The following is a 25,771-nucleotide window of genomic DNA, read 5'->3' on the forward strand; positions in this document are numbered from 1 at the left end:
ACTCCCTTAAACCCATTAGCTGCGCGCGGCAGCAATCTTGATCAGTTTGGCGTAGTAGAAGCCATCGTGTCCGCCTTCCTGCGCGAGCAACTGGCGGCCATGGGGCTGCTTAATACCGGCCGTCGTGGCGAGGTCCAGTTCCCGCGCGCCACTGGTACGGGCGAGGAAGGCTTGGATCACCTCGGTGTTTTCTGTCGGCAGCGTGGAGCACGTGGCGTAGAGCAGGATGCCGCCGACTTCCAGGGTTGGCCACAGGGCATCGAGCAGTTCGCCTTGCAGCACGGCCAGGGCGGCGATGTCGTCGGGTTGGCGGGTGAGCTTGATATCCGGGTGACGGCGGATCACGCCCGTGGCGGAACATGGCGCGTCGAGCAGGATGCGCTGGAACGGTTTGCCGTCCCACCAGGTGGCGGTGTCGCGGCCGTCGGCGGCGATCAGCTCGGCGCTCAGGCCCAGGCGCGCGAGGTTTTCACGCACACGCACCAGGCGCTTGGCTTCCAGGTCGACGGCGACTACACCGGCAAGGTCTTTTTCGACTTCAAGAATGTGGCACGTCTTACCGCCCGGTGCGCAGCAGGCGTCCAGCACGCGTTGGCCGGGGGCCAGGTCGAGCAGGTCGGCGGCCAGTTGTGCGGCTTCGTCCTGCACGCTGATCCAGCCTTCGGCAAAGCCCGGCAGGCTGCGCACGTCGGTGGCGGTTTCCAGCACAATGCCGTCGACGCTGTACACACACGGCGTGGCACTGATGCCTGCATCGGCCAGCAATTGCAGGTAGGCATCACGGCTGTGATGGCGACGGTTAACCCGCAAAATCATCGGCGGATGCGCATTGTTGGCGGCGCAAATGGCTTCCCATTGCTCGGGCCAGAAGGCTTTCAGGGATTTTTGCAGCCAGCGCGGGTGAGCCGTGCGCACCACCGGGTCGTGTTCCAGCTCGGCCAGCAGCGCTTCGCTTTCACGCTGGGCGCGACGCAGTACGGCATTGAGCAGGGCCTTGGCCCACGGCTTTTTCAGCTTGTCGGCGCAACCAACGGTTTCACCGATGGCGGCATGCGCGGGCACGCGGGTGTAGAGCAACTGATAGAGGCCCACCAGCAGCAGCGCTTCTACATCAGCATCAGCCGCTTTGAACGGCTTTTGCAGCAGCTTGGCCGCCAGCGCCGACAAGCGCGGCTGCCAGCGGGCGGTACCAAAGGCCAGGTCCTGGGTGAACCCGCGATCACGGTCTTCAACCTTGTCCATTTGTGTAGGCAACGAACTGTTCAGCGAAGCCTTGCCGTTGAGTACGGCAGCGAGCGCCTTGGCGGCGGCCAGACGCGGGTTCATTGAGCGACCGCCCCGAGAACCGTGCCCAAGGCAAATTTCTCACGACGGCTGTTGAACAGGTCGCCGAAGTTCAGTGCCTTGCCGCCGGGCAATTGCAGGCGGGTCAGGCACAGCGCCTGTTCACCGCAGGCGACCAACAGGCCGTCCTTGCTGGCGCCGATGATTTCACCCGGAGCGCCTTTGCCATCCGCCAAGGTGGCGGCCAGCACTTTCAAGGCTTCGCCATTGAGGGTGCTGTGACAGATCGGCCACGGGTTGAAGGCGCGCACCAGGCGCTCCAGCTCCACGGCCGGGCGGCTCCAGTCGATGCGGGCTTCATCTTTGTTCAATTTGTGCGCGTAGGTGGCGAGGCTGTCGTCCTGCACTTCGCCTTCCAGCGTACCGGCCGCCAGGCCAGCGATGGCCTGGATAACGGCAGGTGGGCCAAGCTCGGCCAAGCGGTCGTGCAGGCTGCCGCCGGTGTCTTCGCCCGTGATCGGCGTGGCAACCTTGAGCAGCATCGGGCCGGTATCCAGACCCGCCTCCATGCGCATCACGGTCACGCCGCTTTCAAGGTCACCGGCTTCCACAGCGCGCTGGATCGGCGCCGCACCACGCCAGCGTGGCAGCAACGAAGCGTGGCTGTTGATGCAGCCCAAGCGTGGGATATCCAGTACGGCTTGAGGCAGGATCAAACCGTAAGCCACCACCACCAGCAAGTCGGGCTTCAACGCCGCCAGTTCTGCCTGGGCATCGGCATTGCGCAGGGTTGGCGGTTGCAGCACGGGGATGTTGTGCTCAAGCGCCAACTGCTTGACCGGGCTTGGCATCAGTTTTTGCCCGCGACCGGCCGGGCGATCCGGCTGGGTGTACACCGCCACGATGTCATAAGGGCTGGCAAGCAGCGCCTTGAGGTGTTCGGCAGCAAATTCGGGAGTGCCGGCAAAAACAATGCGCAGTGGCTCGGTCATGGGAGTTCTCGGTAAAAAACAGTCACAAAAGAAAAAGGCTTGCCGCAGCAAGCCTTTGGAAGAAGGGCATCAAGCTTGCTGGCGATGCTTTTTTTCCAGCTTCTTCTTGATCCGGTCGCGTTTAAGCGTGGACAGGTAATCAACAAACAGCTTGCCGTTGAGGTGGTCGCATTCATGCTGAATGCACACTGCCAGCAGGCCTTCGGCGATCAGTTCGTAGGGCTTGCCGTCACGGTCCAGGGCCTTGATCTTCACGCGCAGCGGGCGTTCGACGTTCTCGTAGAACTCCGGCACCGACAGGCAGCCTTCCTGGTATTCGCCCATCTCTTCGGTCAACGGTTCGAACTCGGGGTTGATAAACACCCGTGGTTCGCTGCGATCTTCCGACAGGTCCATGACCACGACGCGCTGATGCACGTTGACCTGGGTGGCGGCGAGGCCGATGCCCGGGGCTTCATACATTGTTTCAAACATGTCATCGACCAACTGACGAACCTTGTCGTCCACTACGGCCACCGGTTTGGCGATCGTGCGCAGGCGCGAGTCGGGAAATTCGAGGATGTTCAAAATAGCCATAAGCGTAATTGCTGCACATGTTAGGTAGAGGCAAATCGGCGTTGGGATGGACCCAGACCGCCGGTGTGAAAGGCTCGAAAGCCGCGAAGGCTGTGGCATTTCACGCGAACGCACATAATAAAGGAGATTGACCCCATGAGGAAATCGCTACTCGTCTTGCTGTTGTGGGCGCCGCTCGCCATGGCCCTGGTTCCCCAGCCCGGCCCGCGCCTGGAACAGGCCACGCAACAGGCCATCCGCCACTTCTTGCTGCACAACCGTATTTTCGATACGCCCCAGGACCTGGACAACGCGCCTTACATTGTTGCCGCCGACGCAGGAAGAGTCCTGGGTGCCAACGGTGAGCGCGTGTATGCCCGCGGTGACTTGGACCCGACCCAGCCGGACTATGGGATCTTTCGTCGCGGCAAAACCTACACCGACCCGCAAACCCGGGAGTTGCTGGGCATCAATGCCGATGACATCGGCAGCGCACGCTTTGTATTGGCGGGCGACCTCAGCACCCTGGCCGTGCAACGGGTCACGCAGGAAGTGCGCCCGGGCGACCGCTTGCTGCGTGCCGAACCGCCCGTCGAATGGGCCAATCGGCAGCCTGCGCCTTTCATCGAGGGGCACATTATTGATATTCCCAAGGGTGTCACCCAGATCGGCGTAATGGATGCCGTGACTTTGAACAAGGGCCGCCGTGACGGTCTGGCCGAAGGCCACCTGCTCACGGTGATCAAGGCTGGCGCAAGCGTTCGCGACAGCCTCTCTGGCGCCCCGGCCCAACTCCCCGATGAAGATGCTGGCACGCTGTTGGTGTTTCGCACCTACGAAAAACTCAGTTATGGCCTGGTGCTCAGAGCCTCACGTTCGCTGGCGGTGATGGATCGATTCGAGACTGCCCGACAAACGCAATAAATAGCCTGCTAAATAAGTTACCAACAGAGTTATCCACAGCTTGTTCAGATCAAGGACGATCAAATGTATCCGACAAACAACCCTGAAATTTCCCCTGCAGAACTGGAAGCCCGACTACGCTTGCACAGGCTGCCGGAACTGGGCCCCAAGCGTTTTCGTGTATTGATCGAGGCATTCGGTTCTGCCTCCAAGGCCATCAGTGCACCGGCAAGTGCCTGGCGTTCCCTTGGGCTGCCAGCCGTTAGCGCCGATGCCAGGCGCAGCCCTGACATTCGCGATGGCGCCAGTGCTGCGCTCGCATGGTTGGAGCGCCCGGCCCAGCATTTACTGATGTGGGACCAGCCTGAGTACCCTGCATTGCTGGCGCAGATCGACGATGCACCGCCGTTGTTATTCGTCGCCGGCGAGCCGAACATCCTCGAAAAACCGCAGTTGGCCATGGTCGGCAGTCGCCGTGCATCACGCCCTGGGATGGACACTGCCGCCGCCTTTTCGCGCAGCCTGGCGAGTGCCGGTTTTGTCATCACCAGTGGCTTGGCCTTGGGCATCGACGGTGCTGCGCACCAAGCGGCATTAGATGTCGGGGGGCAGACAATCGGCGTGCTCGGCACCGGCCTCGAAAATTTTTATCCACAACGCCACCGCCAGCTCGCCGCGGCGATGATTGCCCAGGGCAGCGCGGTGGTTTCCGAGTTCCCGCTGGACGCCGCGCCCCAGGCCGCCAACTTTCCACGACGCAACCGGATCATCAGCGGCCTGTCGCTGGGGGTGCTGGTGGTGGAAGCCAGCATGGCCAGCGGTTCGCTGATCACTGCCAAGCTTGCGGCCGAGCAAGGGCGTGAGGTGTATGCGATTCCGGGCTCCATTCATCATCCGGGCGCCAAGGGCTGCCATCAGTTGATTCGCGATGGCGCGACGCTGGTGGAGTCCATCGAGCACATCCTGGACGGCTTGCGCGGCTGGCAGGCGTTGTCCCGCCCGGCGCCGATGCCGGTCACCCATCCGCTGGTGGCGCTGTTGCACGCGGCGCCCCTCACCAGCGAGGCTTTGGCGGTTGCCAGCGGGCGGCCTTTGGCCCACACACTGGCGGCGCTTACCGAGCTTGAACTTGAGGGCCTGGTGATCTGCGAAAGCGGGCGCTGGCTTGCGCGCGGCCCGCTTATGTAATTAGTTTTTGCAAAGAACATCGGTAAACTGCGCAGAGCTTTAGTCCGGAGAGTGAGCAATGGTCAACAGGTGGCGTGTGCTGGAAGCCGCACGAGAAATTCGCGCAGGCGCGGTGATTGCCTATCCGACCGAAGCGGTCTGGGGCCTGGGCTGCGACCCGTGGAATGAAGACGCGGTAGACCGGCTGCTGGCGATCAAGAATCGCTCGGTCGACAAGGGGCTGATCCTGGTGGCGGACAATATCCGTCAGTTCGATTTCCTGTTTGAAGACTTCCCGGACACCTGGATCGACCGCATGGCCAGCACCTGGCCCGGGCCGAACACCTGGCTGGTGCCGCATCAGGGCATGCTGCCGGAATGGGTGACCGGTGTGCATGACACCGTGGCGCTGCGGGTCAGCGATCATCCGTTGGTGAGGGATTTATGCGCGCAGGTGGGGCCGTTGATCTCTACCTCAGCCAACCCGCAAGGCCGCCCGGCGGCGCGCACGCGGCTTCGTGTGGAGCAGTATTTCCGTGGCCAAGTGGATTTGGTGCTGGGGGGTGCCCTGGGTGGGCGCAAGAACCCGAGCCTGATTCGCGATTTGGCGACGGGTGAGGTAGTGCGGCCTTCTTGAGACCGAGGTGCCTGCATTCGCGAGCAAGCCCGCTCCCACATTTGACCCAGTTCCAAATTTGGAATGCGATCAAATGTGGGAGCGGGCTTGCTCGCGAAGAGGCCATCACTGACCCCAGAGATAGATCGCCTTATGGCAGCAAAATGGTCGACCCGGTCGTCCTGCGCCCCGACAACTCCGTCTGCGCCTTCGCCGCATCCGCCAGCGCAAACCGCTGGTTGATATCAATACGCACCTTGCCGCTCGTGATCATCGCGAACAGATCATCAGCCATCGCCTGCAAATCTTTCGGGTTACTGGCGTAGGTCGCCAAGGTCGGCCGAGTGACATACAGCGAGCCCTTCGCCGCCAGAATCCCCAGGTTCACGCCATCCACCGCGCCTGACGCATTGCCGAAACTCACCACCAAACCCCGTGGCGCCAGGCTGTCCAGTGAGGTCAGCCAAGTGTCTTTGCCAACGCCGTCGTACACCACCGGGACTTTTTTGCCGTCGGTCAATTCCAGTACGCGCTGTGCGACGTTTTCCTTGCTGTAATCGATGGTTTCCCAGGCGCCAAGGGATTTGGCCAGTGCGGCTTTTTCCGGCGAACTCACGGTGCCGATCAGCTTCACGCCCAGCGCCTTGGCCCATTGGCAGGCCAGGGAGCCCACACCACCGGCAGCGGCATGGAACAAGATGGTTTCGCCGCCCTTCAACTCGTAGGTCTGTCGCAACAGGTACTGCACGGTCAGGCCCTTGAGCATCGCGCCGGCAGCCTGTTCGAAGCTGATAGCGTCCGGCAAGTGCACCAGGTTGGCGGCAGGCAGCACGTGCAGCTCGCTGTACGCACCCAGCGGGCCGCTGCCGTAGGCCACGCGGTCGCCGACCTTGAACTGTGTGACCTCGCTGCCAACCGCATCCACCACGCCAGCACCTTCTGCGCCAAGGCCCGATGGCAGCGCGGGCGGCGCATACAGGCCACTGCGGAAATAGGTGTCGATGAAGTTCAGGCCGATGGCCTCGTTACGCACACGCACCTGCTGGGGTCCAGGTTCTGCCGGGGTGTAGTCCACATACTCAAGCACTTCGGGGCCGCCATGGGCGCTGAACTGGATACGTTTGGCCATCTGCACTTCTCCTGAGGTCGAATCGCGTAGCCCCCTATCCCACTCCTAACCTTGATCTTCGTCAACTGCGGCGCACTCAAGTGCGGAGGGACGTAAGCGCGGTGGTATCCTGTGCGCCCATTTGCCGCCGACGCCCAATGGCCTCGCGTAGCTTTGCCCGATTCAAGGTGATGCCATGACTACTCGCACCGAGGCTGTAAAGGCCTACCTGCTCGACCTGCAAGACCGCATTTGCAGCGCCCTGGAAACCTTCGAGACGGACACTCGCTTTATCGAAGACGCCTGGACCCGGCCTGCCGGCGGCGGCGGTCGTACCCGTGTGATCGAAAACGGTTCGGTGATCGAAAAGGGCGGCGTCAACTTTTCCCACGTATTCGGCAGCGGCCTGCCGCCGTCAGCCAGTGCGCATCGCCCGGAGCTGGCTGGCCGTGGCTTTGAAGCCCTTGGCGTGTCGCTGGTGATCCACCCGCACAACCCGCACGTGCCAACGTCCCACGCCAACGTGCGTTTTTTCATCGCCGAAAAAGACGGCGAAGAGCCGGTGTGGTGGTTCGGTGGCGGTTTCGACCTCACGCCCTACTACGGCAATGAAGAAGACTGCATCCACTGGCACCGCGTGGCCGAGCAGGCCTGTGCGCCGTTTGGCGCGGACGTGTACGCGCGCTACAAGGCCTGGTGCGACACCTACTTCCATATCAAGCACCGCAACGAACCGCGCGGCATCGGCGGCTTGTTCTTCGACGATTTGAACGAGTGGGGCTTCGACACCTGCTTCGCCTTCATCCGCGCCATCGGCGATGCTTATATCGACGCCTACCTGCCGATCGTGCAGCGTCGCAAGGCCATGGCTTACTCCGAGCAGCAGCGCCAGTTCCAGGAATTTCGTCGCGGCCGCTACGTTGAATTCAACCTGGTCTACGACCGTGGCACCCTGTTCGGCCTGCAATCGGGCGGGCGTACCGAGTCGATCCTGATGTCACTGCCGCCGCAAGTACGCTGGAGCTACGACTGGAAAGCCGAGGCCGACAGCGAAGAGGCGCGCCTCACCGATTACTACCTGCAAGACCGCGACTGGCTGGGCCTTGCTGTGCCCAAGGCGGCTGTCTGATGGACCGTTATGTGGTGTTCGGCAACCCCATCGGCCACAGCAAGTCGCCGCTGATTCACCGTATGTTCGCCGAACAGACCGGCGAGCAACTGGACTACAGCACCTTGCTCGCGCCGCTGGAGGATTTCACCGGCTGTGCCCGTGAGTTCTTTGCACAAGGCCGTGGCGCCAACGTCACCGTGCCGTTCAAGGAAGACGCCTACCGCCTGGCCAACAGCCTGACCGAACGCGCCCAGCGCGCAGGCGCCGTGAACACCCTGAGCAAGTTGGGCGACGGCACCTTGCTGGGCGACAACACCGACGGCGCCGGCCTGGTGCGCGACCTCACGGTGAATGCCGGGCTGAGCCTGCAAGGCAAACGTATCCTGTTGCTGGGCGCCGGTGGCGCGGTACGCGGGGCGTTGGAGCCATTACTGGCTGAGCAACCTGCGTCGCTGATCATCGCCAACCGCACCGTGGAAAAGGCCGAGTTGCTTGCCGAGCTGTTCGACGATTTGGGGCCCGTGTCTGCCAGCGGTTTCGATTGGCTGCGTGAGCCGGTGGACGTGATCATCAATGCCACGTCTGCCAGCCTGTCAGACGATGTACCGCCAATTGCCGGCAGCCTGATCGAACCGGGCAAGACCTTTTGCTACGACATGATGTACGCCAAGGAGCCGACCGCGTTCTGTCGCTGGGCTACCGAGCAAGGCGCGGCGGTGGCGATGGATGGTTTGGGCATGTTGGTGGAGCAGGCCGCAGAAGCCTTCTTCCTGTGGCGCGGTGTGCGCCCGGAGTCGGCGCCGGTGTTGGCTGAGTTGCGTCGGCAGTTGGCTGCGGCATAAATCTAAAAGTGAACACGGCCTAATGTGGGAGCTGGCTTGCCTGCGATAGCCATAGGTATCTACACAACTTTGGCCCCACGCTGAACGCCCGGCAGATAGGGCACCTGTGGCGAGCGGGCTTGTCCCGCGTTGGGCTGCGAAGCAGCCCCAGTAAAGAGGAACGCGGTGTATCAGACACTCTGTAGAGGCTGGTTTTGGGGCTGCTACGCAGCCCAACGCGGGACAAGCCCGCTCGCCACAGGGAGATTTGTCAGGGTCTGAAAAGTTGTGTAGATACTTATGCTGCGATAGCGGTGTATCAGATACAGATGTGCTGGCTGATCCACCGCTATCACAGGCAAGCCAGCTCCCACAGTTATCACCGCATTCAGTCTTCGAAATGGATGGGGCAGTTGTCGGCCCCTTCCAGCTTTTTCAGCTCTTCGACGACTTGCGGCCTGGCCCGGCGCAACGTCAGGCTACGCCCCACACCCACCAACCGCCGCGCCTCCTGGTGCAGCATCTCCACTCCGGAATAGTCGATAAAATTAATCTGCTGCGCCTCGATCACCACCCGCTCGCCCTGCAAGCTTTGCAGGCGCACTTGCAGGTAATGGCTGGCGCCAAAAAAGATCGAGCCGCCCACCCGCAACACATCCTCATCACCGTCGCGCCACTGCTGAACCCTCGGCTGCGAGGTGCGTTTGAGGTAGAAAAACAACGATGCCAGCACGCCCGCGTAAATCGCCGTTTGCAACTCCAGCAGTAAAGTCGCGATGCACGTCAGGCTCATCACCACAAACTCGGCGCGGCTGACGCGGAACAGCGCGCGAATGCCACGATGATCCACCAGGCCCCAGCAAATCAGCAGGATGCTTGCGGCCATGCTCGGGATCGGGATGTGCGCGATCAACGCCGCGCCGAACAGCGCAAACACTGCCACCCACAGCGCGGAAAACACGCCGGCCAACGGCGAGCAGGCGCCCGCTTCATAGCTCAGGCCGGAGCGGGTAAAGGAACCGGCCGACAAGTACCCGGAGAAAAAGCCACCGACGATGTTGGATAAACCCTGCGCGCGGACTTCCTGATTAGCGTCGAGCAATTGCTGTGAACGCGCCGACAACGAGCGCGCAATCGACAGGCTGGTGACCAGCCCAAGCATGCCCACCGCCACGGCGCTGGGCAGCAGGCGCAGGAGCATGTCCAGGTCCATCGGCAGCGGGCTGAACGGCGGCAGTTTGCCGATAAACGAACTCACCCGCGCCACATGCCCGAACATCGCCGGCCACAGCCACGCCACCAGGCTGCCCAGCGCCAGCGCGATCAACAGCGTCGGCCAACGCGGGACCCGGTATTTGAGCAGCGCGCCCACCAGCAAGGTGCCCAGGCCCAGCGCAAGTGAGGCGTGGTCCCATTCCCCGGCATGGTCCACCAGTGCCAGCAAGCTATTGATCGCCGTGGCCTGGCTGGGTAAATCCAGCCCCAGCACGTTGGGCAATTGCCCCAGGGCAATCACTACGGCGGCGCCCAGAGTGAAACCCAGCACCACCGAATGCGAGACGAAATTCACCAGCGCGCCGAAGCGCAGCATGCCCAGCAACCACTGGAATACACCGGCGAGAAATGTGAGCAACAGGATCAACGTGATGTAGTCCTGCGAGCCAGGCACGGCCAGCGGACTGACGCTGGCGTACAGAACGATGGATATCGCCGCCGTCGGCCCGCAGATCAGGTGCCACGACGAACCCCACAAGCACGCGATCAACACCGGGATGATGGCGGCATACAGGCCGTATTCGGGTGGGAGCCCGGCGATCAGCGCGTAGGCAATCGACTGCGGCAAGGCGAGCACGGCGCCGCTGAGCCCGACAATCGCGTCCCGGCCGACGCTGGCGCGGGTTTGGCGCGGCAGCCAGGCGAGGAAGGGGAAGAGAGTGTGGCGGTTGGGCCGGGGCATCGAAAACTCGGGTTAAAAGGATTGGCTTAGAGTATCAGTACACACTAGTCCCCTGTGGGAGCGGGCTTGCTCGCGAAAGCGGTGTGTCAGCTCGCACATGTATCAACTGAACCACCGCTTACGCGAGCAAGCCCGCTCCCACATTTGGATTATGTTCGACCTTAAAGTTTGGCTTTTACGGCAGGCAGTGCGTCTTTGCCGTCGAGGGTTTTTACGCCATCGAGCCACTTGCCCAATACCGCCGGGTTAGCCTTGATCCACGCCTTCGCCGCCTCGGCATTGCTGACCTTGTTGTTCACCACTTGGGCCATGATGCTGTTCTCCATCTCCTGGGTAAAACTCAGGTTGGTCAGCAATTTTCCTACGTTCGGACAGGCCTGTGCATAACCTTTGCGGGTCAAGGTATACACGCTGCCGGTGTCACCAAAATATTTCTCGCCGCCTTTGAGGTAGTGCATCTTCAACTGCACGTTCATTGGGTGCGGCGTCCAGCCGAGGAAGGTCACGAACTTCTGTTTTTTCACCGCCCGCGACACTTCGGCCAGCATCGCCTGCTCGCTCGACTCGATCAGCTTCCACTGGCCCAGGTCGAAGTCGTTCTTCTTGATGATCTCCTGCAGCGAAATATTCGCCGGTGCGCCGGAGCCGATGCCGTAGATCTTCTTGTCGAACTTGTCGGCAAACTTGTTCAAGTCGGCAAAATCATGCACACCGGCATCCCACACATAGTCCGGCACGGCGAGGGTGAACTCGGTGCCGTCGAGGTTTTTCGCCAGTTGCACCACATCGCCATTGGCCACGAACTTGTCGTAGAAACCCTGCTGTGCCGGCATCCAGTTGCCCAGGAACACATCCACCTGGCCATCCTTGAGCCCGCCAAACGTGATCGGCACCGCCAGGGTGTCGACCTTGGCCTTGTAGCCCATGCCGTTCAACAGGAAACCGGTGATGGCATTGGTGGCGGCGATATCGCTCCAGCCTGGATCGGCCATTTTTACAGTTTCGCAGCTAGCGTCTGCGTACACATTGGCGCTGCCCAGCACCAACATACTCAGTACCACGGTCAACTTTTGCATGGCCTTCCCTCTGTCTATTTATTGGTTTTGGCAGGGTTGTGGATAACGTGCCTTGCGCTCCAGGTCGTCGAGGTCGATATGGTTGCGCATGTATTGCTGACTGGCGTCCACCAGTGGCTGGTGATCCCAGCTCTTCAGCTTGCCTTGGGTCAGCGCCTCGAACACCAGGCGGCGACGGCGTTGGCTGGCGAGCACCTGCTGGTGGATCGCCGGGATGTCCCATTTGGCCCGCGCCTCAGTCAAAAACGCCTCGAACAGTGGCCGGTGTTCCGGTGACTGGCTGAGGTCTTCCCGCTCGTGCGGGTCGTTGTGTACATCGAACAGTAGACAAGGGTCGTCTTCGCTGTAGATGAATTTGCAGGCGCCGCGCCGAATCATCATCAGCGGGCTGATGGTGCCTTCGGCCATGTACTCGCCAAACACTTCGTCGTGCCCGCCCTGCCCTTGCAGGTGCGGGACCAGCGAGCGGCCGTCCAGCGCCAGGCGCGGGTCCAGTTCGCCGCCGGCCAGTTCCACCAGGGTGGGCAGCAGGTCGGCGGTGGACACGGCCTTGCTGACGCGGCCCGCCGCAAACTGGCCTGGCGCACTCACCAGCAGCGGTACGCGGGCGGCCATTTCGAACCAGTGCATTTTGTACCAGAGGCCACGCTCGCCGAGCATGTCGCCGTGGTCGCCGGAGAAGATGATGATCGTGTCGTCGGCCAGGCCGGTGTCTTCCAGGGTTTGCAGGAGTTTGCCGACGTTGCTGTCGATATAGCTGCACGCGCCGAAATACGCGCGGCGCGCATCGCGGATCTTGTCCACAGGCAGCGGCTTGCCCCACAGGTCGTAAACCTTGAGCAGGCGCTGGGAGTGCGGGTCGAGATCGCCTTGCGCGAGGGTTGCCGGCATTGGGATGTCGTTGTCGTCATACAGGTCCCAGAACGGCTTGGGAATGGTGTACGGGTCGTGCGGGTGCGTCATCGACACGGTGAGGCAGAACGGCTGGTTGCCGTCTTCACGGATATGGTCGAACAGGTATTGCTGGGCCTTGAACACCACCTCTTCGTCGAAATCCAGCTGATTGGTGCGCACGCACGGCCCGGCTTGCAGCACCGAGGACATGTTGTGGTACCAGGAGGGGCGCACATCCGGCTCATCCCAGTTCACCGCCCAGCCATAGTCGGCGGGGTAGATGTCGCTGGTCAGGCGTTCTTCATAACCGTGCAACTGATCTGGCCCGCAGAAATGCATCTTGCCCGACAGCGCCGTGCGGTAGCCGAGGCGGCGCAGGTAGTGGGCATAAGTCGGTACATCGGCGGGAAAATCGGCGGCGTTGTCGTAGGCGCCAATCTTGCTCGGCAACTGGCCGCTGACCAGGGTGAAACGCGAAGGCGCGCACAACGGGCTGTTGCAGTAGGCGGCGTCAAACACCACGCCCTGTGCAGCCAGGCGGCTCAGGTTCGGCAACTTGATCGGGGAAGGTCCGTAGAACGGCAGCATCGGCGCGGCCATTTGATCGGCCATGATGAAAAGAATGTTCTTGCGCTTCATGATCTATCGGAATTCCATAGGCGGTGTTTATGCGAATGAGCATGCGGCCCATGGAAAATGGGGTAAAGCCCATGAAAAGCAATGTCTAGGATAAGCACAGCTTATGTATGAAGCCCTCGGTGATCTGTCCCTCGACCTGCTGCGTGCCTTTGAAGCCGCGGCGCGCCATCGCAGCTTTACCGCCGCTGCGATGGAGTTGGGCACTACGCAGCCGGCCATCAGCCAGCAGATCAAGCGCCTTGAAGAACAACTGGCGATCCGCCTGTTCGATCGCATCTACCGAGGCATCGAACTGACGGATGCGGGCGCGCTGCTCTTCGAGCATGTGCAAGGCGGTATGCAAACTATCAACCAGGGCCTCAGCGCAATCACCCAGCAGGACCAGCACGAAGTGCTGCAAGTGGCCACCGACTTTGCTTTCGCCGCCTACTGGCTGATGCCGCGCCTGCATCGCTTTCACCAGGCCAACCCGCAGGTGGATGTGAGCCTGGTGACCAGCGAGCGCAACCACGCCACGTTGCGCAGCGATATCGACGTGGCGGTGTTGTTTGGCGATGGTCGTTTCAAGCAGGGCGAGAGCTTGTGGCTGTTCAACGAGGAAGTGTTTCCGGTGTGCAGCCCGCAGTGGCTCAAGGCTCAAACCACGCCACTGACTGTACAAAATTTGCACGATTACCCGCTGCTGCACCTGCGCCAGGGAAACAACAGCCAGTGGTTCGACTGGAGCGGCGTTTTTCGTGAGTTGGGCATCACCACGGCGCCTACGCCTGGGCAATTGCGCTTCGACAATTACACCCTGCTGATTCAGGCGGCGATTGCCGGCCAGGGCGTGGCCATCGGCTGGCGGCATTTGGTGGATAACCTGCTGGAGCAGAATTGGCTGTGCCGGCCGATCAGCGACACGGTGATCTCGCGCTTCGGTTATTACGTGGTGCAACCCCAGCGCAAACGCCGGGGGCAATTGGTCGAGCGCTTTGTCGACTGGCTGGTGGCCGAGCAAGCCAGCAGCGCGCAGTCGCTGACCGGGCTGGCCCTGCCGTCGATTGCGGTCTAGGATCGGCGCATATTGGATCCGGATTTCGCCATGCAACGTATCAAGGGCTACCACGCCCATATCTACTTTGACGCCAGCACCATCGACCAGGCGCGCAAGCTCTGCGAGGACGCGGCCAAGCTGTTCCCGCTGAGCATGGGCCGTGTACACGAAAAGCCGGTCGGCCCGCACCCGGACTGGAGCTGCCAGCTGGCATTCGAGCCGGAATACATCGGCGTGGTGTTGCCCTGGCTGGCGCTGCATCGTGATGGGCTGGTGGTGTTCCTGCACCCGGACACCGGCGATGACCTCAAGGATCACACCGATTACGCGATCTGGATGGGCGCGATGCGCGAGCTGAACCTGTCTGGTTTTTAACCACGGTTAATACCAATCCCATCACCTTGCGCAAAGGCGATGGGATTTTTTATGATTAATTCCCAATATATGGGACTGTTATTTATATATTGAGATGTTACCGGCCGTAGGTTTATATTCGTCCATCAGCTTTTTCAGCACCCACTCATTTCAGGTGAAGCGATGCAGGCGCAATTGATCGCGCTCGACTGGGGGACCAGCTCCCTTCGTGCTTACAAACTCGGCCCGGCTGGCAGCGTGCTCGAACAGCGCGCTTTGGCGTTCGGCATCATGCACCTGCCCAGTGAACCCCGGGTCATTGCTGGCGTGCTGTGCAGTGACGGCTTTGAGTTGGCGTTCGATGCGGCCTGCGGCGACTGGCTCGACGCGCAGCCCGGCCTGGCGGTGATTGCCTGCGGCATGGTCGGCAGCGCCCAAGGCTGGAGCGAAGCGGCTTACCGCCAAACGCCCGTCGATGTCGCCAGCCTCGGCCAGGCCCTGCACCCTGTGCGCAGCCTGCGCGGGGTGCAGGTGCATATTGTGCCGGGTGTGATCGAGCGGGTCGGCTTGCCCAATGTGATGCGCGGCGAAGAAACCCAGGTGCTGGGTGTGCTGCAAGGCCTGGGCGCCGACGTGTTGATCGGCCTGCCGGGCAGCCATTCCAAATGGGTCGAGGTGGTTGAAGGCTGCATCACCCACTTCGACACCTTCATGACCGGCGAGGTGTTTGCGGTACTCAGCAAGCACAGCATTCTCGGGCGTACCCAGCAACCGTCGGAACAATTCCAGGTCGAGGCCTTTGATCGTGGCGTGCGCGTGGCGCTCTCGGAGGATGGCCGGCGCGGTGTGCTGTCGACCTTGTTCAGCGCTCGTACCCTGGGCTTGACCGGCGAACTGGCACCCGACGAACAGCCCGATTATCTGTCCGGCCTGCTGATCGGCCACGAACTCGCCGGTTTGCCACAGCAGGCCAAACACACGCCTATCGTCCTGGTCGGCGCTGCCAAACTCTGCGCCTGCTACCAACGCGCCCTCGCCCTCAGCGGCTTTACCCACGTCAGCTTTGCGCAGGAAGCCACCGCGCGCGGTCTGTGGCAGTTGGCCGTCGCCGCTGGGCTCACTCAACCTGTACAGGAGGCCTGACATGCTCAAGCAAGCACTCGCACACAACGGTTTGATCGCAATTTTGCGCGGCGTGCGACCGGATGAAGCGCAAGCGATTGGCCAGGTGCTCTATGAGGCCGGTTTTCGCGTGATCGAAGTGCCACTGAATTCGCCGGACCCTTACACCAGCATCCGCACCCTGCGCGACACCTTGCCCGCCGATTGCCTGATCGGCGCGGGCACCGTGTTGACCCCGGAACAGGTTGAGCAGGTCAAAGCCGCCGGCGGCCAAGTGATTGTCATGCCCCACAGCGATGCCAAGGTATTGCGTGCCGCCAAGGCGGCGGGCCTGTTCCTGTCGCCGGGTGTGGCAACGCCGACCGAGGCCTTCGCCGCGTTGGCCGAAGGCGCGGATGTATTGAAGCTGTTCCCGGCCGAGCAAATGGGCCCGGCGGTAATCAAGGCGTGGCTGGCGGTATTGCCCACCGGCACCTTGCTGCTGCCGGTAGGCGGCGTGACACCCGACAACATGCAAGTGTATTTCGACGCGGGCGCGAAGGGTTTCGGCCTGGGTTCCGGGTTGTTCAAACCGGGCATGTCGGTGGACCAAGTGGCGAGCAATGCCCAGGCCTATGTCGCGGCCTGGAACGCGCTTAACTGAACTCAAGGTTTGCGCCCCTGGCGCTGCATCGATAAGAGAGATAAGAAGATGAAAATCACCAAACTGACCACCTTTATCGTCCCGCCGCGCTGGTGCTTCCTCAAGGTCGAGACCGACCAGGGCGTGACCGGCTGGGGCGAACCTGTGGTGGAGGGCCGCGCCCACACCGTGGCCGCCGCCGTCGAGGAACTCTCCGACTACCTGATCGGCAAAGACCCACGCAATATCGAAGATATCTGGACTGTGCTCTATCGCGGCGGCTTCTACCGGGGCGGCGCGGTGCACATGAGCGCCCTCGCCGGTATCGACCAGGCACTGTGGGACATCAAGGGCAAGGCGCTCGGCGTGTCGGTCAGCGACCTGTTGGGTGGCCAGGTGCGTGACAAGATCCGCGTGTATTCCTGGATCGGCGGCGACCGCCCCGCCGACACCGCCCGCGCCGCCAAAGAGGCCGTGGCCCGTGGCTTTACCGCCGTGAAGATGAATGGCACCGAAGAATTGCAGTTCGTCGACAGTTTCGAAAAAGTCGACCTCGCGCTGGCCAACGTGGCCGCCGTGCGCGATGCCGTCGGGCCTAACGTCGGCATCGGCGTCGACTTCCATGGCCGCGTGCACAAGCCCATGGCCAAGGTGCTGATGAAAGAGCTGGACCCGTACAAACTGATGTTTATCGAAGAGCCGGTGCTCAGCGAAAACTACGAAGCGCTCAAGGAGCTGGCGCCGTTGACCAGCACGCCGATTGCTTTGGGCGAGCGGCTGTTTTCCCGTTGGGACTTCAAGCGAGTGCTCAGCGAAGGCTACGTCGACATCATCCAGCCGGACGCGTCCCACGCCGGCGGCATCACCGAAACCCGCAAGATCGCCAACATGGCCGAAGCCTACGACGTGGCCCTGGCCCTGCATTGCCCGCTGGGCCCGATTGCCCTGGCGGCGTGCCTGCAATTGGACGCGGTTTGCTACAACGCGTTTATTCAGGAGCAAAGCCTGGGTATCCACTACAACGAGAGCAATGACCTGCTCGACTACGTGCGCGACCCAGGCGTGTTCGACTATGACAAAGGCTTTGTGAAGATCCCCAACGGGCCGGGCCTGGGCATTGAGATCAACGAGGAATACGTGATCGAACGCGCCGCCATCGGCCACCGCTGGCGCAACCCGATCTGGCGGCATGCCGACGGCAGCTTCGCCGAGTGGTGATTGCTTACTGAAGGAACCGGATCAACTGTGGGAGCTGGCTTGCCTGCGATAGCGGTCCGCCTGTGCCAGATCAGTTAGCTGATGCACCGCCATCGCAGGCAAGCCAGCTCCCACATTGACCGCGCCCCGTCCTCAATAATCACAAGAAGAGGCAACCCCCCATGCACCCTGAATCCTTCACCGGGCAGGCTTCTCTCGTCACGCCTAGCAGAAAGCGTTTCTTCATCATGGTGCTGCTGTTTATCACCGTGGTGATCAACTACCTCGACCGCAGCAACCTGTCGATTGCCGCCCCGGCGCTGACCAGCGAACTGGGGATCGACCCGGTGCATGTCGGGCTGATCTTCTCCGCGTTCGGCTGGACCTACGCCGCCATGCAGATTCCCGGCGGCTGGCTGGTGGACCGCGTGCCGCCGCGCATTCTCTATACCGCTGCCCTGCTGTTGTGGTCCATTGCCACGGTGATGCTGGGGTTTGCGGCCAGCTTTATCGCGCTGTTTGTGCTGCGCATGGCTGTCGGTGCCCTGGAAGCGCCGGCTTACCCAATCAACAGCCGTGTGGTCACCACCTGGTTTCCCGAGCGCGAGCGTGCCACCGCGATTGGCGTTTACACGTCCGGGCAATTTGTCGGGCTGGCGTTCCTCACGCCGGTACTGGCCTGGCTGCAACACGCGTTTGGCTGGCACATGGTGTTTGTCGCCACCGGTGGCGTCGGCATCCTGTGGGCGTTGATCTGGTACGCGGTGTACCGCGAGCCGAAAGACTTCAAAGGCGCCAATGCGGCAGAAATTGAGCTGATCCGCGAGGGCGGCGGCCTGGTGGATATGCAGGCAAAAGCGGTCAAGGCGCCGTTCAGTTGGGTCGACCTCGGGACAGTGCTGAGCAAGCGCAAGCTGTGGGGCATCTACCTGGGTCAGTTCTGCCTGAACTCGACGCTGTGGTTTTTTCTGACGTGGTTCCCGACCTACCTGGTGAAATACCGCGGCATGGACTTCATCAAGTCCGGCCTGCTGGCCTCGCTGCCGTTCCTGGCTGCGTTTATCGGTGTGCTGTGTTCGGGGATTTTTTCTGATTGGCTGATTCGCCGGGGCACGTCGGTAGGGTTTGCGCGCAAGCTGCCGATCATTGGTGGGTTGCTGATTTCCACGGCAATCATCGGCGCCAACTATGTGGACTCGACGGCCTGGGTGATCGCGTTTCTGGCGGTGGCGTTCTTTGGCAACGGCTTGGCATCGATCACCTGGTCATTGGTGTCGACCGTGGCGCCCGCGCGGTTGCTGGGGCTGACGGGTGGGGTTTTTAACTTCATCGGCAACTTGTCGGCGATTACCACGCCGATAGTGATTGGCTTTCTGGCCAGTGGGGATTCGTTTGCGCCGGCGATCACCTATATCGCGGTGCTGGCATTGCTGGGGGCGCTTTCCTACGTGTTGCTGGTGGGCAAGGTCGAGCGCATAGAGCTGTAAATCCATTGTTTGAGTGGACCGAAACCCTGTGGCGAGCGGGCTTGTTGTGGCGAGCGGGCTTGCCCCGCGTTGGGCTGCGCAGCAGCCCCAATAAGGCCACTGCGGTTTTTCCAGATGGAACCGTGTTGTCAGGTTTTGGGGGCGCTTCGCACCCCAACGCGGGGCAAGCCCGCTCGCCACAACAGCCCTCCCGCCACAAAAGCTTTCCTGGGCTAGTAGAGGGCGCCATCCAGGATTTGGTAGACGATGCTGGTGCCAATGGCGATCAATACGATATCGCCGCCGGACCGGCGCCATTCATACCCTGGGTATTGCGGCAGATGGGCCAGGGCGCGGTTGTCGAGGCGTTCGCCGTAGTAGTTGCGCGGCAGCGGTTGGCCCCGCACCAGGCGCACGCCTGGAGGCGGTGGCGCGCCACGACGGAAGTCGTTGTGGTTGTCACGGATCACCTGGCGCACCGGGCCGAAGTCCTGCGGCGGGCCACGACGGTTATCCTGTGGGCCGCGATGGTCGTCGCCGTGTTGCTCGTACTGGCCTTGCGGGCCGCCACGGCCTGGGCCATCGCCGCGTTGATCGGGCGGCGCGGCTTGCGCCAGAGCACTTGCGCCGAGCATCAACACGCCAAGACCTGCGATCCAGCGTTTAGGCATTTTCATGGGGGCTTTCCTCAGTACTGCACGAACAAAAAAGGGATTTCGAACGAGGCTCGAAATCCCTTGGTCTTGTCAGTTTAGGTACTGGATTACCCAGATGATTCCTCTGTATCAGGAACTTTACCCATTGCTACACGCCGCTTACTTACGGGCGTTACGGACACCTTCCGACAGCGCCGCGCAGAGGCTCAATACGCCATCGATCGCTTGTTGATCATTTTTCGCAGTGGCGATGTGATCGATCAGCGCCGAACCGACCACCACACCGTCTGCCAGACGCGCGATAGCGGCGGCTTGTTCCGGCGTGCGAATACCAAAGCCGATGCTGATCGGCAGGTCGGTATGCCGACGCAGGCGGGTCACGGCTTCCTCGACGTGTTCCAGGGTGGCGGCACCGGCACCGGTCACACCGGCCACCGACACGTAATACACAAAACCGGAACTGCCGTTGAGCACGGTTGGCAGGCGCACGTCATCGGTGGTCGGCGTGGTCAGGCGGATAAAGTCGATGCCTGCGGCCTGGGCCGGGTCGCACAGCTCGCCGTTATGCTCAGGCGGCATGTCGACCACGATCAGGCCGTCGACACCGGCTTCTTTGGCGTCAGCGATGAACTTGGGTACGCCGTATTTGTGGATCGGGTTGAAGTAACCCATCAGCACCAGCGGCGTGTCCTGGTTGTCTTTGCGGAATTCGCGAACCATCTGCAGGGTTTTCAGCAGGTTCTGTTTGGCTTCCAGCGCACGGATGTTGGCCAGTTGAATCGCCGGGCCGTCGGCCATCGGGTCGGTGAAGGGCATGCCCAGCTCGATCACGTCGGCACCGGCGGCGGGCAAGCCCTTGAGGATCGCCAACGAGGTGTCATAACCCGGGTCGCCGGCGGTGACGAAAGTCACCAGGGCGGCGCGGTTTTGTTCTTTCAGTTGCGCAAAACGGGTTTGCAGGCGGCTCATCAGTGTTTCTCCTGCTTCGACTGCTCTTGTTGAGAGAGGTCCATGTGGTGCATCACGGTCTGCATGTCTTTGTCGCCACGGCCGGACAGGTTCACCACCATCAGGTGATCTTTCGGCAAGGTTGGTGCGCGTTTGAACACTTCAGCCAGGGCATGGGCGCTTTCCAGCGCAGGAATAATCCCTTCCAGGCGGCAGCATTTGTGGAAGGCTTCAAGGGCTTCGTCGTCGGTCACCGAGGTGTACTGAACGCGGCCGATATCATGCAACCACGCGTGCTCAGGGCCGATGCCTGGGTAGTCGAGGCCGGCGGAAATCGAGTGGGCGTCGATGATCTGGCCGTCGTCGTCCTGCAACAGGAACGTGCGGTTGCCGTGCAGCACGCCCGGTACACCGCCGTTAAGGCTGGCGGCGTGCTTGCCGGTTTCGATGCCGTGGCCGGCGGCTTCAACGCCGATGATTTCGACGCTGGTGTCATCCAGGAACGGGTGGAACAGGCCCATGGCATTGGAGCCACCGCCGATGCATGCCACCAGGCTGTCCGGCAGGCGGCCTTCCTGGGCTTGCAGTTGGTCGCGGGTTTCCTTGCCGATCACGGCCTGGAAGTCGCGCACCATCGCAGGATACGGGTGTGGGCCGGCCACGGTGCCGATCAGGTAGAAAGTGCTGTCGACGTTGGTCACCCAGTCACGCAGGGCTTCGTTCATCGCGTCTTTAAGGGTGCCGGTGCCGGCCACGACCGGGATCACTTCGGCGCCCAACAGCTTCATGCGGAACACGTTGGCCTGTTGGCGCTCGATGTCGGTGGTGCCCATGTAAATCACGCAATCGAGGCCAAAGCGCGCCGCCACGGTGGCAGTGGCCACGCCGTGCATGCCCGCGCCGGTCTCGGCGATGATGCGTTTTTTTCCCATGCGCCGCGCCAGCAGGATCTGGCCGATGCAGTTGTTGATCTTGTGCGCGCCGGTGTGGTTGAGCTCTTCGCGCTTGAGGTAGATCTTGGCGCCGCCGCAGAACTCTGTAAGGCGCTCGGCAAAATACAGCGGGCTTGGGCGTCCGACATAGTCGCGCTGGAAGTAGGCCAGTTCTTCATTAAAGGCCGGATCAATCTTGGCCGCTTCGTATTCGCGGGCCAGGTCGAGGATCAACGGCATCAGGGTTTCAGCGACGTAGCGGCCGCCGAACGCGCCAAACAGGCCGTTGGCGTCGGGGCCGTTGCGAAGGTCGGTCTGGGACTGAGTCATGGGGCGCTCCGGGAAATAAGGTAAGGAGAGGCAATGACGGCCACTCTACCCCTGACGCTCGACGCTGAAAACCGATAAGATCGCCACAACCTGTCAGGAAAACTCACAGATGAGCCGAGACCTACCGCCCCTCAATGCCCTGCGTGCGTTTGAGGCCACCGCCCGCTTGAACAGCGTCAGCCAGGCGGCTGAGCAACTGCATGTGACCCATGGCGCGGTCAGTCGCCAGTTGAAGGTGTTGGAAGAACACTTGGGTGTCAGCCTGTTTGCCAAAGACGGACGCGGCCTTAAACTCACAGATGCAGGCGTCCGGCTCAGGGACGCCAGCGCCGAAGCGTTCGAGCGTTTAAGGGATGTTTGCGCCGAGCTGACCCAGGCCAGCGCCGACGCGCCCTTCGTGCTCGGCTGCTCGGGCAGTTTGCTGGCGCGCTGGTTGATTCCGCGCCTGGGCCGCTTGAACGCAGACCTGCCCGACCTGCGCTTGCATCTATCGGCGGGTGATGGCGACCTCGACCCACGGCGCCCCGGCCTGGATGCCTTGCTGGTTTTTGCTGAGCCGCCGTGGCCTGCGGACATGCAGGTGTATGAGTTGGCCAGCGAGCGCATTGGCCCGGTAATGAGCCCGCGTTTTGCCGGTTACGAACGCCTGCGCCAGGCGCCGCCCCACGCCCTGTGCGGTGAAGCCTTGTTACACACTACCTCGCGCCCGCAAGCCTGGCCCAGTTGGGCGCAGCAACACGGCATTGAGCCCGGCGCGTTGAAGCACGGCCAAGGGTTTGAGCATTTGTATTATTTGCTGGAGGCGGCGGTGGCGGGTTTGGGTGTGGCGATTGCGCCGCAACCGCTGGTAGCAGAGGACCTGCGAGCGGGTCGCCTGGTGGCGCCGTGGGGTTTCAGTGAAACCCCGGCGCACCTGGCGTTGTGGCTACCCAAGCGCGCCGCAGACGGGCGCGCGGGTCAGTTGGCGCAGTGGCTCAAGGCTGAGCTGTTGCGCCAACCCGTTTAGTCACCGCGTTTGCACAGCAGGTAAGCCGCCAACAGGCCCAGCGCGCCAACGGCAACGCCGGCGGTGGTCCATGGGTGCTCTTGTGCGTAGTCACGGGTTGCCGCGCTGGTTTCGCGGATTTTGACTTTGCTTTCTTCGTAGGCATCGCTGATCAGGTGGCGGGAATGCTTGAGGGCATTCTCGGCATTGCTTTTCAGGGCCTTCAGCGTTTTGCGCGACTCATCGGACGCATCGTCCTTGAGGCTCTCAAGGGACTTGAGCAGGCTCGAAATCTCGGCTTCCATGCTTTCCAGCGACGCTTTGCGTAAAGAAGTGTTGGCCATGTGGAACTCTCCTGAAGTGATTGAGTGGCATGTGTAGATACCGACTCCTGGGTTTTCAGAAAGTGCAGTAAATATGAACTTTCGAGTGGGAATGGTCGCCAGAAGCAGTACGAACATTCACTGCTACGCTGACTAGAGACCTCAGGAGAAACGTTATGTCTGATCATCACACCTACAAGAAAGTCGAACTGGTCGGTTCCTCGACCACCAGCATCGAAGATGCCATCAACAATGCCCTCGCCGAAGCGCACAAGAGCATCAAGCACCTGGAGTGGTTTGAAGTGACCGAAACCCGTGGTCACATCAAGGACGGCAAGGCCGCGCACTTCCAGGTCACGCTCAAGGTGGGATTCCGAATTGCCAGTAGTTGATCCCGTGAGTTGAACTTGCTGACTGGCCGATTGCCATAACCTGCGCTACAACCATTGGGTGCCGACGCCACAAGCGTCGGCACGCTCTTTTCGATCAGCGCAAGGAAAGTAACGGATGAAGAAGTTCCTGTTAGCGGTAGGTTTGTTGAGCATTGCGGGCACTGCCCTGGCGGCGGGCAAGCCTTGTGAAGAGCTGAAAGGTGAGCTCGCGGCTAAGCTCGACGCTAAAGGTGTTCAGCATTATTCGCTGGATGTTGTCGACAAAGGCGCGGCAGCCGATGGCAAAGTGATTGGCAGCTGCGAAGGCGGCACCAAGGAAATCGTCTACAAGCGCGGTTAATCCCGTGCTCCAGACATAAAAAACCGACGCGAGTGCGTCGGTTTTTTTTGCCTGCGGGTTATCAGCCCTTCATCACCTGCGCCAGCAGCTCGTAGGAGTGAATCCGGTCGGCATGCTCATACAGGTCGCTGGTAAAGATCAGCTCATCGGCGTCGGTCTGCTCGATCAACACGTCCAACTTCGCGCGAATCTTCGCCGGGCTACCGACCATGGCCAGGCCCAAAAAGCTGCCCACCGCGTCTTTTTCATGGGGCAGCCACAGGCCGTCCATGGTTTTAACCGGCGGGCGCTGCACCAGGCTTTGCCCGCGCATCAGCGCCAGAATACGTTGGTACACCGAAGTGGCCAGGTAGTCGGCCTGCTCGTCGGTGTCGGCGGCCACCAGCGGAATGCCGAGCATCACGTAGGGCTTGTCCAGCACGGCTGAAGGCTTGAAGTGATTGCGGTACACGCGAATCGCCTCGTGCATCAAACGGGGTGCGAAATGTGAGGCGAAGGCGTAGGGCAAGCCGCGCTCACCGGCCAATTGCGCGCTGAACAGGCTCGAACCAAGCAGCCAAACGGGCACGTTGGTGCCGGTGCCGGGTACGGCGATGATCCGTTGGTCGGGCGTGCGCGGGCCCAGGTAGGCCATCAGTTCGGCCACATCTTCCGGAAACTCGTCAGCACTGCCGGAGCGTTCACGGCGCAGGGCGCGGGCGGTCATCTGGTCGGAACCGGGGGCGCGGCCCAGGCCCAGGTCGATGCGGCCGGGGTACAGGCTTTCCAGGGTGCCGAACTGTTCGGCAATCACCAACGGCGCGTGGTTGGGCAGCATCACGCCGCCGGAGCCGACGCGAATCGTCGAGGTGCCACCGGCCAAATAACCCAGCAACACCGAAGTGGCCGAGCTGGCGATGCCGTCCATATTGTGATGTTCAGCCACCCAGAAACGGTTGTAGCCGAACTTTTCCACGTGCTGGGCCAGGTCCAGCGAGTTGCGCAGCGACTGCGCAATGCTGCCGTTGGCGCGCACTGGCACGAGGTCTAGGGTCGAGAACTTCACGTCGGACAGCGATTTCATAAGCCTGCTTCTCCATTAGGTGCGCAGGCTTATAGACGAACCAAAACCTGCCGCTTCATGTGCATGCTCTATGCAATGAGGGCATATACCCGAGATTCAATAGCAGCCTGCGAAATTTCCTACTGAATCGCTAGGTTTCTCCGACAAGATGAACTTTGCCGGGCCGTCTATCCTCAGAACCCTTACTGACGCAAAACCACCGTTCGAGGAGAGAGCTATGAGTATCGTTAAAAAAGCATCCGCGCATTGGGAAGGTGATCTGAAAACTGGCCTGGGTTCCATCTCCACGGAAACCGGCGTGCTGCGCGAAGCACCCTACGGCTTCAAGGCCCGTTTCGAAGGCGGCAAGGGCACCAACCCTGAAGAATTGATCGGCGCGGCTCACGCGGGCTGTTTCTCCATGGCGTTTTCCATGATTCTTGGCGATGCCGGCCTTAAGGCTGACAGCATCGACACCCAGGCTGAGGTGACTCTGGATCAGGTTGAGGGCGGCTTTGCGATTACCGCCGTGCATCTGATTCTGAAAGCCAAGATTCCGGGCGCAAGCCAGGCGCAGTTCGAGGAACTGAGCAAAAAGGCGAAGGAAGGCTGCCCGGTGTCGAAAGTGCTGAACGCAAAAATCAGCCTGGATGCCACGCTGGTCTAACTCACACAGCAAGATCCCTGTGGAAGCGGGCTTGTGTTTAGATCGTTCCCACGCTCCCGCGTGGGAATGCAGCCCGTGACGCTCTGCGTCACACCTGCGCAGAACTTAAATGCTGTGGGCGGGACGCGGAGCGTCCCAGGCGGCATTCCCACGCAGAGCGTGGGAACGATCTGATAGGTTCACCTCGGTTAGCCAGTTGTATCGAGGCGTTGCCATCGCAGGCAAGCCAGCTCCCA

The 25,771-nt window shown here is 61.5% G+C and carries 27 protein-coding genes; 15 read left to right on the top strand and 12 right to left on the bottom strand.

Features of this window, described 5'->3' with window-relative positions; genetic code table 11:
- Positions 1-15: 15 nt before the first annotated feature.
- The 3 genes from rsmB to def all read right to left on the bottom strand — a co-directional run bounded on the left by rsmB (position 16) and on the right by def (position 2,852).
- Positions 16-1,326, bottom strand: coding sequence for a 16S rRNA (cytosine(967)-C(5))-methyltransferase RsmB (gene rsmB / locus ASE80_RS23155; protein WP_056860961.1), 1,311 nt, complete (start codon positions 1,324-1,326; stop codon positions 16-18).
- The gene (gene fmt, locus ASE80_RS23160; protein ID WP_056860962.1) at positions 1,323-2,276 is read right to left on the bottom strand and encodes a methionyl-tRNA formyltransferase; all 954 of its coding nucleotides are present in this window, start codon (positions 2,274-2,276) and stop codon (positions 1,323-1,325) included. The genes rsmB and fmt overlap by 4 nt, the downstream gene beginning before the upstream one ends.
- 69 nt (positions 2,277-2,345) lie before the next feature.
- On the bottom strand, positions 2,346-2,852 hold the full coding sequence (def, locus tag ASE80_RS23165) for a peptide deformylase (protein ID WP_017135146.1): 507 nt from the start codon (positions 2,850-2,852) through the stop codon (positions 2,346-2,348).
- A 135-nt stretch (positions 2,853-2,987) separates the two neighbouring features.
- Between def and ASE80_RS23170 the strand changes: the two genes are divergently transcribed.
- From ASE80_RS23170 to ASE80_RS23180, 3 genes are all read left to right on the top strand, one after another.
- The gene (locus tag ASE80_RS23170) at positions 2,988-3,755 is read left to right on the top strand and encodes a hypothetical protein (protein ID WP_056860963.1); all 768 of its coding nucleotides are present in this window, start codon (positions 2,988-2,990) and stop codon (positions 3,753-3,755) included.
- A 63-nt stretch (positions 3,756-3,818) separates the two neighbouring features.
- Entirely contained in the window at positions 3,819-4,922 is a 1,104-nt protein-coding gene (dprA, locus tag ASE80_RS23175; protein ID WP_056860964.1) for a DNA-processing protein DprA, read from the top strand.
- A 58-nt stretch (positions 4,923-4,980) separates the two neighbouring features.
- Positions 4,981-5,538 (top strand): L-threonylcarbamoyladenylate synthase, encoded by a 558-nt coding sequence (locus ASE80_RS23180; RefSeq protein WP_056860965.1) that lies wholly within the window; start codon positions 4,981-4,983, stop codon positions 5,536-5,538.
- A gap of 130 nt (positions 5,539-5,668) precedes the next feature.
- On the opposite strand, the gene ASE80_RS23185 is transcribed toward ASE80_RS23180, so the two are convergent.
- On the bottom strand, positions 5,669-6,646 hold the full coding sequence (locus tag ASE80_RS23185) for an NADPH:quinone reductase (RefSeq protein ID WP_056860966.1): 978 nt from the start codon (positions 6,644-6,646) through the stop codon (positions 5,669-5,671).
- Between the two features lie 175 nt (positions 6,647-6,821).
- Between ASE80_RS23185 and hemF the strand changes: the two genes are divergently transcribed.
- Together hemF and aroE are read left to right on the top strand one after the other, a co-directional pair.
- Positions 6,822-7,754, top strand: coding sequence for an oxygen-dependent coproporphyrinogen oxidase (hemF, locus tag ASE80_RS23190; protein ID WP_056860967.1), 933 nt, complete (start codon positions 6,822-6,824; stop codon positions 7,752-7,754).
- Positions 7,754-8,578 (top strand): shikimate dehydrogenase, encoded by an 825-nt coding sequence (gene aroE, locus ASE80_RS23195; protein ID WP_056860968.1) that lies wholly within the window; start codon positions 7,754-7,756, stop codon positions 8,576-8,578. Before hemF ends, aroE begins: the two co-directional genes overlap by 1 nt.
- A gap of 367 nt (positions 8,579-8,945) precedes the next feature.
- Here aroE and ASE80_RS23200 read toward each other — a convergent pair whose 3' ends face one another.
- The 3 genes from ASE80_RS23200 to betC form a co-directional block, all read right to left on the bottom strand.
- The gene (locus ASE80_RS23200; RefSeq protein ID WP_056860969.1) at positions 8,946-10,514 is read right to left on the bottom strand and encodes a SulP family inorganic anion transporter; all 1,569 of its coding nucleotides are present in this window, start codon (positions 10,512-10,514) and stop codon (positions 8,946-8,948) included.
- A gap of 161 nt (positions 10,515-10,675) precedes the next feature.
- On the bottom strand, positions 10,676-11,590 hold the full coding sequence (gene choX, locus ASE80_RS23205; RefSeq protein ID WP_056860970.1) for a choline ABC transporter substrate-binding protein: 915 nt from the start codon (positions 11,588-11,590) through the stop codon (positions 10,676-10,678).
- Between the two features lie 18 nt (positions 11,591-11,608).
- On the bottom strand, positions 11,609-13,123 hold the full coding sequence (betC, locus tag ASE80_RS23210; RefSeq protein ID WP_056860971.1) for a choline-sulfatase: 1,515 nt from the start codon (positions 13,121-13,123) through the stop codon (positions 11,609-11,611).
- 103 nt (positions 13,124-13,226) lie between these two features.
- Here betC and ASE80_RS23215 point away from each other — a divergent pair, with 103 nt between their 5' ends.
- The 6 genes from ASE80_RS23215 (at position 13,227) to ASE80_RS23240 (ending at position 18,941) form a co-directional block, all read left to right on the top strand.
- On the top strand, positions 13,227-14,177 hold the full coding sequence (locus tag ASE80_RS23215; RefSeq protein WP_056860972.1) for a choline sulfate utilization transcriptional regulator: 951 nt from the start codon (positions 13,227-13,229) through the stop codon (positions 14,175-14,177).
- Between the two features lie 30 nt (positions 14,178-14,207).
- A complete protein-coding gene (locus ASE80_RS23220; protein WP_056860973.1) occupies positions 14,208-14,534 on the top strand; it encodes a DOPA 4,5-dioxygenase family protein in 327 nt (108 codons plus the stop codon).
- 162 nt (positions 14,535-14,696) lie between these two features.
- On the top strand, positions 14,697-15,656 hold the full coding sequence (locus ASE80_RS23225; RefSeq protein WP_056860974.1) for a 2-dehydro-3-deoxygalactonokinase: 960 nt from the start codon (positions 14,697-14,699) through the stop codon (positions 15,654-15,656).
- A 1-nt stretch (position 15,657) separates the two neighbouring features.
- Positions 15,658-16,278: a 2-dehydro-3-deoxy-6-phosphogalactonate aldolase gene (locus ASE80_RS23230; protein ID WP_056860975.1), complete on the top strand. Its 621-nt coding sequence runs from the start codon at positions 15,658-15,660 to the stop codon at positions 16,276-16,278.
- 48 nt (positions 16,279-16,326) lie between these two features.
- Positions 16,327-17,475, top strand: a complete 1,149-nt coding sequence (gene dgoD / locus ASE80_RS23235) for a galactonate dehydratase (protein ID WP_017137927.1) — start codon at positions 16,327-16,329, stop codon at positions 17,473-17,475.
- A 161-nt stretch (positions 17,476-17,636) separates the two neighbouring features.
- Positions 17,637-18,941 (top strand): MFS transporter, encoded by a 1,305-nt coding sequence (locus ASE80_RS23240; RefSeq protein WP_056860976.1) that lies wholly within the window; start codon positions 17,637-17,639, stop codon positions 18,939-18,941.
- A gap of 212 nt (positions 18,942-19,153) precedes the next feature.
- Here the strand turns inward: ASE80_RS23240 and ASE80_RS23245 are convergent, their stop codons facing one another.
- From ASE80_RS23245 to trpB, 3 genes are all read right to left on the bottom strand, one after another.
- A complete protein-coding gene (locus tag ASE80_RS23245) occupies positions 19,154-19,597 on the bottom strand; it encodes an anti-virulence regulator CigR family protein (RefSeq protein WP_056860977.1) in 444 nt (147 codons plus the stop codon).
- Between the two features lie 138 nt (positions 19,598-19,735).
- Entirely contained in the window at positions 19,736-20,545 is an 810-nt protein-coding gene (trpA, locus tag ASE80_RS23250) for a tryptophan synthase subunit alpha (protein WP_056860978.1), read from the bottom strand.
- The gene (gene trpB / locus ASE80_RS23255) at positions 20,545-21,786 is read right to left on the bottom strand and encodes a tryptophan synthase subunit beta (RefSeq protein WP_056860979.1); all 1,242 of its coding nucleotides are present in this window, start codon (positions 21,784-21,786) and stop codon (positions 20,545-20,547) included. The genes trpA and trpB overlap by 1 nt, the downstream gene beginning before the upstream one ends.
- A 109-nt stretch (positions 21,787-21,895) precedes the next feature.
- On the opposite strand from trpB, the gene ASE80_RS23260 reads away from it, so the two are divergent.
- Positions 21,896-22,792, top strand: a complete 897-nt coding sequence (locus tag ASE80_RS23260; RefSeq protein WP_056860980.1) for a LysR family transcriptional regulator — start codon at positions 21,896-21,898, stop codon at positions 22,790-22,792.
- On the opposite strand, the gene ASE80_RS23265 is transcribed toward ASE80_RS23260, so the two are convergent.
- Complete coding sequence (locus tag ASE80_RS23265; protein WP_003187304.1) at positions 22,789-23,115, bottom strand: DUF883 family protein; 327 nt, start codon at positions 23,113-23,115, stop codon at positions 22,789-22,791. The genes ASE80_RS23260 and ASE80_RS23265 overlap by 4 nt on opposite strands.
- A gap of 155 nt (positions 23,116-23,270) precedes the next feature.
- Between ASE80_RS23265 and ASE80_RS23270 the strand changes: the two genes are divergently transcribed.
- Together ASE80_RS23270 and ASE80_RS23275 are read left to right on the top strand one after the other, a co-directional pair.
- On the top strand, positions 23,271-23,486 hold the full coding sequence (locus ASE80_RS23270; RefSeq protein ID WP_017477941.1) for a dodecin: 216 nt from the start codon (positions 23,271-23,273) through the stop codon (positions 23,484-23,486).
- Positions 23,487-23,601: 115 nt separating this feature from the next.
- The gene (locus ASE80_RS23275; protein ID WP_017137921.1) at positions 23,602-23,826 is read left to right on the top strand and encodes a DUF1161 domain-containing protein; all 225 of its coding nucleotides are present in this window, start codon (positions 23,602-23,604) and stop codon (positions 23,824-23,826) included.
- A 61-nt stretch (positions 23,827-23,887) separates the two neighbouring features.
- On the opposite strand, the gene ASE80_RS23280 is transcribed toward ASE80_RS23275, so the two are convergent.
- On the bottom strand, positions 23,888-24,889 hold the full coding sequence (locus ASE80_RS23280; RefSeq protein WP_056860981.1) for an LLM class flavin-dependent oxidoreductase: 1,002 nt from the start codon (positions 24,887-24,889) through the stop codon (positions 23,888-23,890).
- A gap of 217 nt (positions 24,890-25,106) precedes the next feature.
- Here ASE80_RS23280 and ASE80_RS23285 point away from each other — a divergent pair, with 217 nt between their 5' ends.
- Positions 25,107-25,535: an OsmC family protein gene (locus ASE80_RS23285; protein ID WP_056860982.1), complete on the top strand. Its 429-nt coding sequence runs from the start codon at positions 25,107-25,109 to the stop codon at positions 25,533-25,535.
- Positions 25,536-25,771 lie beyond the last annotated feature (236 nt).

Source organism: Pseudomonas sp. Leaf15, assembly GCF_001421425.1.
Taxonomy (GTDB): Bacteria; Pseudomonadota; Gammaproteobacteria; order Pseudomonadales; family Pseudomonadaceae; genus Aquipseudomonas; species Aquipseudomonas salomonii.

What these genes read in the sequence shown, in the direction of transcription:
- rsmB (WP_056860961.1), bottom strand. Translation starts at nt 1,326, where the DNA reads ATGAACCCGCGTCTGGCCGCCGCCAAGGCGCTCGCTGCCGTACTCAAC.
- fmt (WP_056860962.1), bottom strand. Translation starts at nt 2,276, where the DNA reads ATGACCGAGCCACTGCGCATTGTTTTTGCCGGCACTCCCGAATTTGCT.
- def (WP_017135146.1), bottom strand. Translation starts at nt 2,852, where the DNA reads ATGGCTATTTTGAACATCCTCGAATTTCCCGACTCGCGCCTGCGCACG.
- ASE80_RS23170 (WP_056860963.1), top strand. Translation starts at nt 2,988, where the DNA reads ATGAGGAAATCGCTACTCGTCTTGCTGTTGTGGGCGCCGCTCGCCATG.
- dprA (WP_056860964.1), top strand. Translation starts at nt 3,819, where the DNA reads ATGTATCCGACAAACAACCCTGAAATTTCCCCTGCAGAACTGGAAGCC.
- ASE80_RS23180 (WP_056860965.1), top strand. Translation starts at nt 4,981, where the DNA reads ATGGTCAACAGGTGGCGTGTGCTGGAAGCCGCACGAGAAATTCGCGCA.
- ASE80_RS23185 (WP_056860966.1), bottom strand. Translation starts at nt 6,646, where the DNA reads ATGGCCAAACGTATCCAGTTCAGCGCCCATGGCGGCCCCGAAGTGCTT.
- hemF (WP_056860967.1), top strand. Translation starts at nt 6,822, where the DNA reads ATGACTACTCGCACCGAGGCTGTAAAGGCCTACCTGCTCGACCTGCAA.
- aroE (WP_056860968.1), top strand. Translation starts at nt 7,754, where the DNA reads ATGGACCGTTATGTGGTGTTCGGCAACCCCATCGGCCACAGCAAGTCG.
- ASE80_RS23200 (WP_056860969.1), bottom strand. Translation starts at nt 10,514, where the DNA reads ATGCCCCGGCCCAACCGCCACACTCTCTTCCCCTTCCTCGCCTGGCTG.
- choX (WP_056860970.1), bottom strand. Translation starts at nt 11,590, where the DNA reads ATGCAAAAGTTGACCGTGGTACTGAGTATGTTGGTGCTGGGCAGCGCC.
- betC (WP_056860971.1), bottom strand. Translation starts at nt 13,123, where the DNA reads ATGAAGCGCAAGAACATTCTTTTCATCATGGCCGATCAAATGGCCGCG.
- ASE80_RS23215 (WP_056860972.1), top strand. Translation starts at nt 13,227, where the DNA reads ATGTATGAAGCCCTCGGTGATCTGTCCCTCGACCTGCTGCGTGCCTTT.
- ASE80_RS23220 (WP_056860973.1), top strand. Translation starts at nt 14,208, where the DNA reads ATGCAACGTATCAAGGGCTACCACGCCCATATCTACTTTGACGCCAGC.
- ASE80_RS23225 (WP_056860974.1), top strand. Translation starts at nt 14,697, where the DNA reads ATGCAGGCGCAATTGATCGCGCTCGACTGGGGGACCAGCTCCCTTCGT.
- ASE80_RS23230 (WP_056860975.1), top strand. Translation starts at nt 15,658, where the DNA reads ATGCTCAAGCAAGCACTCGCACACAACGGTTTGATCGCAATTTTGCGC.
- dgoD (WP_017137927.1), top strand. Translation starts at nt 16,327, where the DNA reads ATGAAAATCACCAAACTGACCACCTTTATCGTCCCGCCGCGCTGGTGC.
- ASE80_RS23240 (WP_056860976.1), top strand. Translation starts at nt 17,637, where the DNA reads ATGCACCCTGAATCCTTCACCGGGCAGGCTTCTCTCGTCACGCCTAGC.
- ASE80_RS23245 (WP_056860977.1), bottom strand. Translation starts at nt 19,597, where the DNA reads ATGAAAATGCCTAAACGCTGGATCGCAGGTCTTGGCGTGTTGATGCTC.
- trpA (WP_056860978.1), bottom strand. Translation starts at nt 20,545, where the DNA reads ATGAGCCGCCTGCAAACCCGTTTTGCGCAACTGAAAGAACAAAACCGC.
- trpB (WP_056860979.1), bottom strand. Translation starts at nt 21,786, where the DNA reads ATGACTCAGTCCCAGACCGACCTTCGCAACGGCCCCGACGCCAACGGC.
- ASE80_RS23260 (WP_056860980.1), top strand. Translation starts at nt 21,896, where the DNA reads ATGAGCCGAGACCTACCGCCCCTCAATGCCCTGCGTGCGTTTGAGGCC.
- ASE80_RS23265 (WP_003187304.1), bottom strand. Translation starts at nt 23,115, where the DNA reads ATGGCCAACACTTCTTTACGCAAAGCGTCGCTGGAAAGCATGGAAGCC.
- ASE80_RS23270 (WP_017477941.1), top strand. Translation starts at nt 23,271, where the DNA reads ATGTCTGATCATCACACCTACAAGAAAGTCGAACTGGTCGGTTCCTCG.
- ASE80_RS23275 (WP_017137921.1), top strand. Translation starts at nt 23,602, where the DNA reads ATGAAGAAGTTCCTGTTAGCGGTAGGTTTGTTGAGCATTGCGGGCACT.
- ASE80_RS23280 (WP_056860981.1), bottom strand. Translation starts at nt 24,889, where the DNA reads ATGAAATCGCTGTCCGACGTGAAGTTCTCGACCCTAGACCTCGTGCCA.
- ASE80_RS23285 (WP_056860982.1), top strand. Translation starts at nt 25,107, where the DNA reads ATGAGTATCGTTAAAAAAGCATCCGCGCATTGGGAAGGTGATCTGAAA.